This is a genomic window from Xenorhabdus eapokensis, from assembly GCF_001908105.1.
Window position 1 is genome coordinate 160,351 of sequence record NZ_MKGQ01000007.1, and the last position, 11,518, is coordinate 171,868.

Annotated in this window: 14 protein-coding genes; 1 reads left to right on the top strand and 13 read right to left on the bottom strand. The window is 43.3% G+C overall.

Translation table 11 applies throughout. The features are described from left to right. Window positions 1–196: 196 nt before the first annotated feature. Complete coding sequence (locus Xedl_RS07565) at window positions 197–457, top strand: YfhL family 4Fe-4S dicluster ferredoxin (protein WP_074019793.1); 261 nt, start codon at window positions 197–199, stop codon at window positions 455–457. Between the two features lie 2 nt (window positions 458–459). On the opposite strand, the gene acpS is transcribed toward Xedl_RS07565, so the two are convergent. The 13 genes from acpS to Xedl_RS07630 form a co-directional block, all read right to left on the bottom strand. Beyond that, complete coding sequence (gene acpS / locus Xedl_RS07570; protein ID WP_074023213.1) at window positions 460–840, bottom strand: holo-ACP synthase; 381 nt, start codon at window positions 838–840, stop codon at window positions 460–462. Further along, window positions 840–1,571 (bottom strand): pyridoxine 5'-phosphate synthase, encoded by a 732-nt coding sequence (pdxJ, locus tag Xedl_RS07575; protein WP_074023214.1) that lies wholly within the window; start codon window positions 1,569–1,571, stop codon window positions 840–842. Before pdxJ ends, acpS begins: the two co-directional genes overlap by 1 nt. Window positions 1,572–1,639: 68 nt before the next feature. After that, the gene (recO, locus tag Xedl_RS07580) at window positions 1,640–2,377 is read right to left on the bottom strand and encodes a DNA repair protein RecO (protein WP_074023215.1); all 738 of its coding nucleotides are present in this window, start codon (window positions 2,375–2,377) and stop codon (window positions 1,640–1,642) included. A 9-nt stretch (window positions 2,378–2,386) separates the two neighbouring features. After that, a complete protein-coding gene (era, locus tag Xedl_RS07585) occupies window positions 2,387–3,292 on the bottom strand; it encodes a GTPase Era (RefSeq protein ID WP_074023216.1) in 906 nt (301 codons plus the stop codon). Next, window positions 3,289–3,969 carry a ribonuclease III gene (gene rnc, locus Xedl_RS07590; protein ID WP_074023217.1) on the bottom strand — a complete coding sequence of 227 codons (681 nt, stop codon included), beginning with the start codon at window positions 3,967–3,969 and terminating at the stop codon, window positions 3,289–3,291. The genes era and rnc overlap by 4 nt, the downstream gene beginning before the upstream one ends. A gap of 227 nt (window positions 3,970–4,196) precedes the next feature. Further along, window positions 4,197–5,168, bottom strand: a complete 972-nt coding sequence (gene lepB, locus Xedl_RS07595; RefSeq protein WP_074023218.1) for a signal peptidase I — start codon at window positions 5,166–5,168, stop codon at window positions 4,197–4,199. Between the two features lie 22 nt (window positions 5,169–5,190). Next, the gene (gene lepA, locus Xedl_RS07600) at window positions 5,191–6,987 is read right to left on the bottom strand and encodes a translation elongation factor 4 (RefSeq protein WP_074023219.1); all 1,797 of its coding nucleotides are present in this window, start codon (window positions 6,985–6,987) and stop codon (window positions 5,191–5,193) included. Window positions 6,988–7,216: 229 nt separating this feature from the next. Further along, window positions 7,217–7,681 (bottom strand): SoxR-reducing system protein RseC, encoded by a 465-nt coding sequence (gene rseC, locus Xedl_RS07605; RefSeq protein ID WP_074023220.1) that lies wholly within the window; start codon window positions 7,679–7,681, stop codon window positions 7,217–7,219. Next, window positions 7,681–8,640: a sigma-E factor regulatory protein RseB gene (gene rseB / locus Xedl_RS07610; RefSeq protein ID WP_074023221.1), complete on the bottom strand. Its 960-nt coding sequence runs from the start codon at window positions 8,638–8,640 to the stop codon at window positions 7,681–7,683. The genes rseC and rseB overlap by 1 nt, the downstream gene beginning before the upstream one ends. Then, a complete protein-coding gene (rseA, locus tag Xedl_RS07615) occupies window positions 8,640–9,287 on the bottom strand; it encodes an anti-sigma-E factor RseA (RefSeq protein WP_074023222.1) in 648 nt (215 codons plus the stop codon). Before rseA ends, rseB begins: the two co-directional genes overlap by 1 nt. Window positions 9,288–9,333: 46 nt before the next feature. After that, window positions 9,334–9,909 carry an RNA polymerase sigma factor RpoE gene (gene rpoE, locus Xedl_RS07620; RefSeq protein WP_045971797.1) on the bottom strand — a complete coding sequence of 192 codons (576 nt, stop codon included), beginning with the start codon at window positions 9,907–9,909 and terminating at the stop codon, window positions 9,334–9,336. A 280-nt stretch (window positions 9,910–10,189) separates the two neighbouring features. Beyond that, window positions 10,190–10,957 carry a tRNA(1)(Val) (adenine(37)-N(6))-methyltransferase TrmN gene (trmN, locus tag Xedl_RS07625; RefSeq protein ID WP_074023223.1) on the bottom strand — a complete coding sequence of 256 codons (768 nt, stop codon included), beginning with the start codon at window positions 10,955–10,957 and terminating at the stop codon, window positions 10,190–10,192. Between the two features lie 165 nt (window positions 10,958–11,122). After that, window positions 11,123–11,317, bottom strand: coding sequence for a DUF4158 domain-containing protein (locus tag Xedl_RS07630; protein ID WP_074023224.1), 195 nt, complete (start codon window positions 11,315–11,317; stop codon window positions 11,123–11,125). Between the last annotated feature and the right edge of the window lie 201 nt (window positions 11,318–11,518).

The following is an 11,518-nucleotide window of genomic DNA, read 5'->3' on the forward strand; positions in this document are numbered from 1 at the left end:
CGTTGGGTATTTTTGCCAATTTTCAACAAGGTAAAAGTCAACGGGACTGGCTTCAACAAGCCAATGTTATAGGATGTTAAAGTCGAGCATCGCGTTAAAATATATTGTATGAAATAACAAGAGATGATCTAGAGCAACAAATCAGGAAGAAAATTAAGCCTGAAATTTAAAGGCTTAATTTATGTAAGAGGTTGAAATGGCACTACTAATTACCAAGCGCTGCATCAATTGTGATATGTGTGAACCCGAATGCCCTAATCAGGCCATCACAATGGGTGCAGAGATCTACGAAATTGAGCCTGAACGCTGTACCGAGTGTATCGGGCATTATGAAAAGCCAACTTGCCAATCTGTCTGCCCGATCACGAACACTATTATTCTTGACCCTAACCATCAGGAAACCGAAGAGCAGCTATGGGATAAGTTTGTAATCCTACATCATGCTGATAAGATCTGAATTTAGTTTTCCAATATCACCGTCGCACAGGCATAACGCCGTTCATCTGCTAGTGTGACATGCATGGATTTTACCCTCAGTTTGTTAGCCAGTACTTCGGCCTCGCCATGAAGTTTCAAGGCGGGTTTTCCCAGTGGATCATTAATCACTTCAAATTGATTAAAGGCCAGCCCGTTGCGGATACCGGTTCCAAAAGCTTTAGCGGCTGCTTCTTTGACAGCGAACCGTTTTGCAAGGAAACGGACAGGCTGGTTATGCTGTTGATATTGCAGCCACTCTCCATCACTCAGAACGCGCCTTGCCAGACGCTCGCCTGAACGCCCGACAATTTCTTCAATGCGGGATATTTCAACAATATCTGTGCCTAATCCAAGAATGGCCATTAACGGCGTGCTTCCCGCAATAACGTTTTCATATCCGCAACAGCCGCAGGTAAGCCACTGAATACAGCACGGCCAATAATGGCATGCCCTATATTTAATTCATAAATTTCAGGTAAGGCTGCAATACGTTGCACATTGTGATAGGTCAAACCGTGGCCTGCATTGACTTTAAGCCCTTTAGCGGCTGCATAGGTTGCGGCTTCTTTGATACGCTGAAATTCTTTTTCCTGCTGTATCTCATCCCCTGCATCTGCATACGCACCAGTGTGGATCTCAATAAATGGTGCTCCAACTTCGACAGCAGCATCAATTTGTTGGTGATCCGCATCAATGAATAACGACACCAAAATCCCTGCTTCCGATAAAGTCTTAACAGCCGCAGCAATGTGCTCTTTTTGCCCAAACACATCCAATCCACCTTCGGTGGTGACCTCCTGACGCTTTTCAGGTACTAAGCAACAGAAAACAGGTTTGATTTGGCAAGCAATCCCTACCATCTCATCTGTTACTGCCATTTCAAGGTTCATACGGGTTTGGATTGTTTTTTTTAATAATTGGACATCTCTGTCAGTAATATGGCGGCGATCTTCACGCAGGTGAACCGTTATACCATCTGCACCCGCTTGCTCTGCAACAAATGCAGCCTGAACGGGATCAGGATATTGTGTCCCGCGGGCATTACGTAAGGTGGCAATGTGATCAATGTTGATACCTAACAATACCTCAGCCATTTTTAGCTCCTGCAATAATATAAGATTCAATAAAGTCTACACTCTTCATCACGAAAAAGTGGCTTACTTTAGTTTTCATTTTTCTTGTTGGGATTATCCGTTTTTTTACGTACAAATTGGCGAAACAGTTCACGACTTTTTAACGGTTTCCCCCCCAGATAAGGTTTCAAAGCAATGCGAGTAAAACGCTTCGCCGCTTTCAAGGTCGCCTGATCGGGAAAGTCGCTACTTGCCAATGCCTTGAGTTCATAACCGGTAAAACTGTAATGATCCGTAACCAAACTGGCGATAAACCCTTTTTCTTCACGATAACGGTAACTCATTGTATCGGATACAGGTTCACCACTTCCTGCACAGTGAAGATAATCTACACCGTATCCTATATTGGTTAGTAGCGCTAATTCAAAACGACGTAATGCGCATTCCGGTGTGTATTCACTCGCTGCAAGAGATTGTAAACATTGGAGGTAATCGAAAAAAAGCGCGGGATATGCCGTTCCTTGCTCAAGGACTCTGGATAAGAGCTCATTCACATACAAACCGCTGTAGAGCACACTTCCCGTTAAGGGGAGAGCTAATGAGATAGGCTCTGCGTCTCTTAATGTCTTGATTTCACCCCGCCCGCTCCAACGAATAAGCAGCGGGGTGAAAGGTTGCAAGCAACCTTTTAGATTGGAGCGACGGCTGCGTGCCCCTTTTGCTAAGACACGTACTCGCCCTTCATTTTCAGTAAAAAAATCCAGCAATAAACTGGTTTCACTGTAAGGGCGCCCGTGAAGCACAAAGGCTCTCTGCCAGCCGTCCACAAATCAGCCTTATAAGTCGTCAACGTAACCGAGGCTACGCAGCGCCCGTTCGTCATCAGCCCAACCGGATTTCACTTTTACCCACAATTCCAGATGGACTTTCATATCGAACAGCTTTTCCATATCTTGACGGGCTTCTATGCCAACTTTCTTGATTTTGCTGCCTTTATTACCAATCACCATTTTCTTCTGGCCATCACGCTCTACCAGAATTAAACCGTGGATGGTATAACCTCCACGTTCATTAGTAACAAATTGCTCAATTTCCACTGTTACGGAATAGGGGAGTTCATCACCCAAGAAACGCATCAGTTTTTCACGGATGATTTCTGACGCCATAAAACGCTGTGAGCGATCAGTTATGTAATCTTCAGGAAAGTGATGTTCCGCCTGTGGTATATGATCACGCACTATTTTAGCGATGGTATCAACATTCATGCCTTTTTCGGCGCTAATCGGTACAACATCGATAAAATTCATCTGTTGGCTAAGAAAACCGATATGGGGCAGGAGAATGGTTTTATCCGTCACATTGTCCACTTTATTGATAGCCAGTAAGACAGGACAACGTAAATGGCGCAATTTATTCACCACCATGTCATCATCAGGTGTCCAGTGCGTACCTTCCACAACAAAAATAACCAGTTCAACATCACCAATGGAACTGCTCGCCGCACGGTTCATTAAACGGTTGATCGCACGTTTTTCTTCAATATGAAGGCCTGGTGTATCAACATAGATGGTTTGGTAAGCCCCTTCCGTATGAATCCCCATGATGCGATGCCGCGTCGTTTGAGGTTTACGGGAAGTGATGGATACTTTTTGACCCAATAACTGATTCAATAACGTCGACTTACCAACATTGGGCCGACCGACTATTGCAACGAACCCGCAATAGTTTTTTTCTTCGCTCATTCAAGCTCCAGTTGTTTTAATGCTTGTTCCGCAGCCGCCTGCTCTGCCTTGCGGCGACTGGAACCGATTCCTCTGACAGGTTGTTCAAATCCACTGACCTGACAGTGAATTGTAAATTCCTGATCGTGTGCTTCTCCACGAACCTGAACAACCAAATATGTAGGCAACGGCAAATGACGCCCTTGCAAATATTCTTGTAAACGTGTTTTAGGATCTTTTTGCTTATCGCCCGGACTAATTTCATTCAAACGGGTTTCATACCAATTCAGGATAATCTTTTCGGCTGTTTGAATATCGCTATCAAGAAAAATAGCGCCGATTAAGGCTTCAATGCTATCCGCTAAAATGGATTCGCGACGATGTCCTCCACTCTTTAACTCACCCGGCCCTAAACGCAGGCATTCACCTAACTCAAATTCTCTGGCCAGCTCCGCCAAAGTATTACCCCGCACCAATGTTGCTCGCATGCGGCTCATATCCCCTTCATCAACACGGGGAAAACGATGGTAAAGGGCATTAGCAATGACAAAACTCAGGATTGAGTCACCAAGAAATTCCAAACGTTCATTATGCTTACTGCTGGCACTGCGGTGAGTCAACGCTTGAAGCAACAAATCGTGCTGTTTAAAGCTATACCCTAGCTTATGTTGTAACCGGTTCGTTATTATGGGGTTCATGTGCTACCAATTCAGTTAGAATTCATCAAATAAAAGCACACGCAACAGACCTGTGAGGCAATACAATTCGCAGTAATACAACCCGCAATTTACCTTGCTGTATGCCTTACAAAACTGTTGCGTTTGCACTGGCTCCCAACGTATTCATATGCCAGGGAGCCAGTCATCTCGTTTGAAAGAATATTCTACACTGTGAGATAAATTAATGCTGCGCTAATATATAAATATTAGTGAATTCCACCAATTCGACTGAAACGCACACCAGTAGGCCACTCACCTTCCTGTTTTTCAAAGCTCATCCAAATGGCAGTTGCACGGCCTACCAGATTTTTCTCCGGTACAAATCCCCATGAACGACTATCATCACTATTATCACGGTTATCACCCATAGCAAAATATTGCCCCTTAGGAACAACCCAAGTACCCGTTGGCAAACCTTCTTGAGAGAAACCAGGGAAGCGTCGTATGACAGGAATAGTCAAAATATGATGTGACACATCACCTAAAGTTTCGACTCTTTCGTCCTGGCGAAGAGTGTACGGTCCTACTGGCTCATCAACAGGAACTTGATAAACACCACTTATACGAAAGCCTTCTGGTGTCACATCTTCTTTTATTGTCCATTCACTTGGAAACACGTTCCGATAAGTAACCGGTAAATCACCCTTACATTCCGTATTCCAGCCACAGCCAGGGTAAACCTGAAGCTCTTTGTTGACGTAATCGTAAACGATCTTATCCCCAGGCAAGCCAATAATTCGTTTTACAAAATCTATGCTTGGGTTCTTCGGATATTTGAAAACAGCAATATCTCCCCGCTTAGGCTCACCTGTTTTGATTAAGGTTGTTTGCGTAATCGGATCTTTTAAACCATAAGCAAATTTTTCAACCAGAATGAAATCTCCGATTAGCAATGTCGGCATCATTGACCCCGAAGGGATCTGAAAAGGTTCATAAACAAAAGAGCGCAGAACCAAGACAATGGCTAACACTGGAAAGACAGAGGCAATTGTTTCAAACCATGAAGGTTTGTTAAGCCCTTTAGCCAAAGCTTCCTGAGCTTCTGCGCCTGTCGCCTGTTCCTGAATCTGGGTCAGTTTTTTCTTACGTTCAGGTGCAAACTTAAATCGCTCTATGCACCAGAGAATACCGGTGATTAACGTTGCTAATGTTAATATCAAGGCAAAAGTGTTAGCCATTTAAACTCCTTACGACCTTGTGTTAATTATCTTTGCCAACATGCAGGATCGCTAAGAAGGCTTCCTGAGGCAGTTCAACATTGCCGACCTGCTTCATGCGTTTTTTACCTTCTTTCTGTTTCTGCAATAGTTTTTTCTTACGGCTGACGTCACCGCCATAACATTTCGCCAATACGTTCTTACGTAATTGCTTAACGGTAGAACGCGCAATAATGTGAGTGCCGATGGCTGCCTGAATTGCAATATCAAATTGCTGGCGTGGGATCAGATCCTTCATTTTTTCCACCAGCTCACGCCCACGGTACTGAGAATTGTCACGGTGCGTAATCAACGCCAAGGCATCAACACGTTCTGCGTTAATCAAGACATCCACACGCACCATGTCTGAATCCTGGAAGCGGATAAAATTATAATCCAGCGAAGCGTAACCACGAGAGGTTGATTTCAAGCGGTCAAAGAAATCCAGAACAACTTCAGCCATTGGAATTTCATAAGTCAGCGCAACCTGATTACCGTGATAAACCATATTTGTTTGCACACCGCGTTTTTCTACGCAAAGTGTAATGACGTTACCCAAGTACTCTTTCGGCAACAACATGTGACATTCTGCGATCGGTTCACGCAGTTCCTTAATGTTGTTTAATGGCGGCAACTTGGATGGACTATCAACATAGATAATATCATCAGTGGTTGTCTCAACTTCATAAACAACTGTTGGAGCCGTTGTGATCAAATCGAGATCATATTCACGTTCCAGACGTTCCTGAATGATTTCCATATGCAGCAAGCCGAGGAAACCACAACGGAAGCCAAAGCCCAACGCGGTCGAACTTTCTGGTTCATAGAATAAGGAAGCGTCATTTAAGCTCAGTTTACCCAACGCATCACGGAAGGCTTCATAGTCATCAGAGCTTACTGGGAACAGACCAGCATAAACTTGCGGTTTGACCTTTTTAAAACCAGGCAATGCTTTTTCCGCAGGTTGACGTGCCGTTGTCAGTGTATCTCCAACTGGCGCCCCCAGAATATCTTTGATGGCACAGACCAACCAGCCTACTTCGCCACAATTTAGCACATCACGATCAATACGTTTCGGAGTGAAGATACCCAGACGGTCTGCGTTGTAAACCTGTCCGGTACTCATTACCTTAATTTTGTCACCCTTACGCAATGTACCATTTTTAATACGGACAAGTGAAACAACACCAAGGTAATTATCAAACCATGAGTCAATAATCAGAGCCTGCAATGGAGCATCAGGATCGCCTTCTGGTGGCGATATTTCTTTCACCAGGCGTTCAATAACATCCTGTACACCTACCCCCGTTTTTGCAGAACAACGAACCGCATTCGTTGCATCAATACCCACAATGTCTTCGATTTCTTCAGCGACACGCTCTGGTTCCGCCGCTGGGAGGTCAATTTTGTTCAGAACTGGGACGACTTCCAGATCCATTTCAATGGCGGTATAACAGTTAGCTAAGGTTTGGGCTTCAACCCCCTGACCCGCATCAACAACCAACAAGGCACCTTCACAAGCCGCCAGTGAACGGGAAACTTCGTAAGAGAAGTCAACATGCCCTGGCGTATCGATAAAGTTTAATTGGTAGACTTGCCCGTCATTTGCCTTGTAGTCAAGGGTTACACTTTGTGCTTTGATCGTGATCCCACGTTCACGCTCAAGATCCATTGAATCCAGTACTTGTGCTGCCATTTCGCGATCAGACAAACCACCACAGATTTGAATAATCCGGTCAGAGAGCGTGGATTTACCATGGTCAATGTGGGCGATAATGGAGAAATTTCTTATTTGCTTCATTATTAGATCTTTTTTGCCTTAATATTTCTGAATCATTCGCCTATGGACACATTGATGGACATAAAGCGACAGTTTATTGGTTCGGCCAATGGCCTGAAGAGCTGTATTCTACATGCCAAGCCCGTGAAAACCAAACCCATGAAGATTTCGCCATGCCTGTCGTTTTCAATATGACTCAGTCGCCTGCAGTAATGATAAATTAAAGTTGAAACTCGTAGGGTAAAACAGATTATTCTTGCTGTAGAACCTTAATCGCATCAGGGGGTAAACCAATTTGTAACACAACAGGCTGGTATGCTTGCAAATTATCCCAATATGCAGCAATCTTACGAGCAATGAAGAAACCCGCGATTCCACCACCAATCCCGCCTAAACAGATCCATAATTGGTTCATCGTCCAAAACTGGAAAAGTGCTGCCCCCAAAAACAGTCCCAGCAATGGCATCAAATAAACTAGCATAGCTGAACGTAGCAGGCTGCTTTCAGGAATACCGACTTCAACCTTCTGACCCGGCTGGAGTGGTTGAGAAATTTCCAGTTCCAACTGATGGATGCTTTCCGGCCCTATCTTTTCCAGTAAATAAGAACCACAAGCTGTGTTGGCCTGACAGCTACCGCAGCCTGAAGATGAGCCGTAACGTAATAATGCCCTGCCTTTGTGCCAACGAACAACCGTTGCCCACTCTTTAACCATCAATTTTCTCCCGTAAACGTCACGCTTGCTGCAATTCGTTCGGCTGTTGCGAAAGGCAGCTCACCAATGACTGTTATGCTGTTTTTGCCTCTGGCCAAAGTATAAACCGTTCTTCTGCCTTGTCGAAATGGTTGCTCATCAACAATTTTTTTATCTGAGTTCACGACATTTACAGAAAAATTAAATAATCCATCACTATATATGACGGATTCTAACCATTCTGTCTCTGATAGCTTCTGGCTGTTACGTGAGATTTCTTTGAAACCGTCAGGCATTTTTCCAGTCAGCCAATTAAATTTCAACTTATCAGCGGAAGGAATAAGTAACATCGGCGGTAATTTCAGACCAGTCATCACATTCAGTTCCGTTTTAATATAGTCATTCACAGTTAATGACACGACACGGAATTGCTCAATGACTGTTTTATTATCCTTATCCAATAAGTCTATCAACAGAGGAAGATGATTTTTCTCATCAATCAGAAGGTTATAGTTATAGCGGGATTTATCTTTCGCTATGATGCGTACAAAATTCACAGGATGATCGCCAATGTTCGTGCTGCCTGCATCAATAAAACGATAAAATTTTCGCAAGTGGGCAAAATCGGCAAAAATGATCGGTGGAAAATAATCGACGATATGAGAACCACGGATACTAAATGAGTCTAATCCAGGTTCGTAATAGCTGATTTGGTCACCACGCTGAATAATTTCTCTGCGTGAGCCATCCATTTGGATGATTTGAGCAATAACCTGTCCGTTAATAATGGCATGACGGTAACGCAGGGGAACGAGAAATTGCTGCGCTAAAATGATGAAGCCAAGCTCATAATCCAGCGTTTGCACTGCCTTACTCATATCCTGTAACAAAGCCTCAGCGTTGCTTTGTTGCGCTGAGGCCTTTAGAGGATTTATCAGGCTACTCGCCAATAAAAAAACGACAACCCAAATACGTTTCATCACTGTTGCTGTGACTGTTGTGGCGCTTGACCTTCAGGAACCTGATTGACCTGAGTGACACCATAATTTTTTTCAGAGTGAATGCGCCGCGCGAGTTCATATTGCTGCAACATCGCATCAATTCGTTTATTACTTTCCCGCACTTGCATATTCAAATCACCGCCGAAAGTCTCTTCTTCGGCTGGTGTGGCTAAGCCAACAGTTGAGGCTGTACCCATCACCGGCAATGTGTTAAAGGCCGGCGCCTCAAGTTGGTTATCTGTTTCAACACCGCTATCACTATTATACTGCTGGACACCGATAATCACGGTCAGCGATACACAGGCTGCAACGCCAATTTGTGTAATTTGACTCTTCCATGTGCGCATTTTATGCCAAAAGGGCATGTTAGCCCATGTTTCAGGTTTTGGCTGAGATTCCAGAACAGCCGCGGGATTAATATGAATGGGTTCTTTTTCAAGCGCCAACGCTACTTGATTCGCAATATCCAAATGCAATACATCACCCACATCACCACGCAGCACATCACGCACAAGGTGATAACGTTCCCACTTTTTCTGCATGACCGCATCTTCAGAGACCAAATGAACTACTTCACTATCAAGAGCTTCTCCATCCATTAATGCGGAAAGTTTTTCTCTTTGCATGCCAAAGTACCCTTCAATATTGTTTTATCCCACTGTTTTCCACTATTTATTGTTGGATCAGTGGTTGAACTTTATTATCAATTGCTTCCCTTGCCCGAAAAATTCGTGAACGCACAGTACCTACAGGACATTCCATGATGTCGGCTATCTCTTCATAGCTCAACCCATCCAACTCCCTCAACGTAATCGCTATTCGCAAATCTTCTGGAAGCGATTCAATCGTGCGGAAAACCACTTCCTTCAATTCTTCAGACAACATTAAATTCTCAGGGTTCGAAATTTCTTTTAATGAACTTGACGTATCATAATTTTCTGCATCATTGGCATCCAAGTCATTGGATGGCGGGCGACGCCCCTGAGCAACTAAATAATTTTTCGCAGTATTAACGGCAATACGGTACAGCCATGTATAAAATGCACTATCACCTCGGAAAGAAGAAAGTGCCCGATAAGTTTTAATGAAAACCTCCTGAGCAACATCAGGAACGTCGCCTTGAGGTACGTAACGAGCAATCAGGCTCGCTACTTTGTGCTGGTATCTTATCACCAGCAAATTAAATGCTTTTTGGTCGCCCTTCTGGACGCGTTCAATCAGCATTTGATCCGTTAACTGCTCGCTCATCCGAGGTTCACTCTCCTGAGGTAAAACTCCACATTTATATTTAAATTAAACCAATATGATGTTCTGATTTCCCGAACAAGCATGACTTCGAGTCTCAGTTCATTGTGAAGTTCAACTTTAGTTGTAATTTTAATTACAACCACCTGTTTTTTTTCGTATTGTACTTTTCTAAATCATAGCCGTTATTTTACAGGGCACGCTATTTTAATCTGAGAAAAAGAAAACCTTTGTTTTATTATACCGAAAAATTTAATTCACCATCTCAATAGTGCTAACATTATCAATAATAAAGATAAAAATCCGTTATTAACTGACGAAAGTCGTCTGAATATGTGCCATCTGAAGCACGAATCGTGAGTTCACTCATCTGGACGTCCTGTTCTTGCTGTGACAATCCCAGTAATAACCGATGCAACGGCTTATCTTGTCTGTCTCGAATGTTGACTCGGAAATGGGTAAACCATCCCAAATCTGATGCCATTTTTGCAAATTGTTCGCCAATTTCATAAGGCAATACCAGGCAAAATAACCCTGTCGGCGTAATCAATGCCCGTACACATGCTAATAATCCTTGGTGCGTTAATGATTCCGTATAACGAGCCTGATTGCGAGCTTCATTTCGACATGCAATAGCCGGCTCAAAGTAAGGCGGATTACTGACAATTAAATCGTATTGCGCGTTAATCTTCCGTAACTCATTTTGTTGCACATGTTGTCGCACGAAATCATGAATATCCTGCTGATATACTGTAATACGGGAAGACCACGGTGATTGCTGTACATTATCCACGGCCTGCATTGCCGCAAGATCATCCAGTTCCACCGCATCAATAATGGTGTCTTCGTTTGTACGTTGAGCTATCATCAACGCAATCAAACCACTGCCACATCCAATATCCAGACATTTTTTCCTGCTATATACTGGCGCCCAGGTTCCCAACAACACACCATCCGTTCCGACTTTCATCGCACATTTATCATGTCCAACAAAAAACTGTTTAAATGTAAAACCACCGCGGCGAAAAACGGGTTTCTGTATCGATTCCATGACCTATATCTGCTGAAATTAGAATTTGTCATAGCATAAATCTTATAGCCGATGGATAAAAGCAACCTGCTTATTAGATGCTTTTATAGGATGAAGAATGCGCCCAATCTGTTTACAATCGGTATTATTATTTTACAAATCAGATAGATACGTAATAAAGGGATGCTATTGGGGTGCCATAATGAACGTAGCACCCAATGGTTTTGAGAGGGTAACAGACCAACCTTGCGGTATTATCTGATGCTCCGTATCGGATAAGGTGAAATAGTATTCTTCCTCCAAAGTAAATCGAGGCAGGCTAAAATAGTCCTGAATTTCAGGTTGAGTCAGTATAGTCAGGCGCTTTTTATTGGTATTCATTTTTTTAATTCTTAATATGGCAGGGTGACATTGAGTATGTCACTTTATCTTTTCCTTACCACTTTTAATAAACATAGATTTAACGCGATGCTTGACTTTTAGGGTGAGTTGAAATGACATAGCCGCTCCTTTATAACTTTAAGTCGTCAAAAATAGAGAAATAAAGGAACAAAAGGCTATGTCACAGCAAGATTTTATCAT

Bases quoted from the DNA above. Each gene is read 5' to 3' on its own strand.
- Xedl_RS07565 (WP_074019793.1), top strand. From the start codon at position 197: ATGGCACTACTAATTACCAAGCGCTGCATCAATTGTGATATGTGTGAA.
- rseA (WP_074023222.1), bottom strand. From the start codon at position 9,287: ATGCAAAGAGAAAAACTTTCCGCATTAATGGATGGAGAAGCTCTTGAT.
- acpS (WP_074023213.1), bottom strand. From the start codon at position 840: ATGGCCATTCTTGGATTAGGCACAGATATTGTTGAAATATCCCGCATT.
- pdxJ (WP_074023214.1), bottom strand. From the start codon at position 1,571: ATGGCTGAGGTATTGTTAGGTATCAACATTGATCACATTGCCACCTTA.
- rpoE (WP_045971797.1), bottom strand. From the start codon at position 9,909: ATGAGCGAGCAGTTAACGGATCAAATGCTGATTGAACGCGTCCAGAAG.
- Xedl_RS07630 (WP_074023224.1), bottom strand. From the start codon at position 11,317: ATGAATACCAATAAAAAGCGCCTGACTATACTGACTCAACCTGAAATT.
- rseC (WP_074023220.1), bottom strand. From the start codon at position 7,681: ATGGTTAAAGAGTGGGCAACGGTTGTTCGTTGGCACAAAGGCAGGGCA.
- era (WP_074023216.1), bottom strand. From the start codon at position 3,292: ATGAGCGAAGAAAAAAACTATTGCGGGTTCGTTGCAATAGTCGGTCGG.
- trmN (WP_074023223.1), bottom strand. From the start codon at position 10,957: ATGGAATCGATACAGAAACCCGTTTTTCGCCGCGGTGGTTTTACATTT.
- rnc (WP_074023217.1), bottom strand. From the start codon at position 3,969: ATGAACCCCATAATAACGAACCGGTTACAACATAAGCTAGGGTATAGC.
- rseB (WP_074023221.1), bottom strand. From the start codon at position 8,640: ATGAAACGTATTTGGGTTGTCGTTTTTTTATTGGCGAGTAGCCTGATA.
- lepB (WP_074023218.1), bottom strand. From the start codon at position 5,168: ATGGCTAACACTTTTGCCTTGATATTAACATTAGCAACGTTAATCACC.
- lepA (WP_074023219.1), bottom strand. From the start codon at position 6,987: ATGAAGCAAATAAGAAATTTCTCCATTATCGCCCACATTGACCATGGT.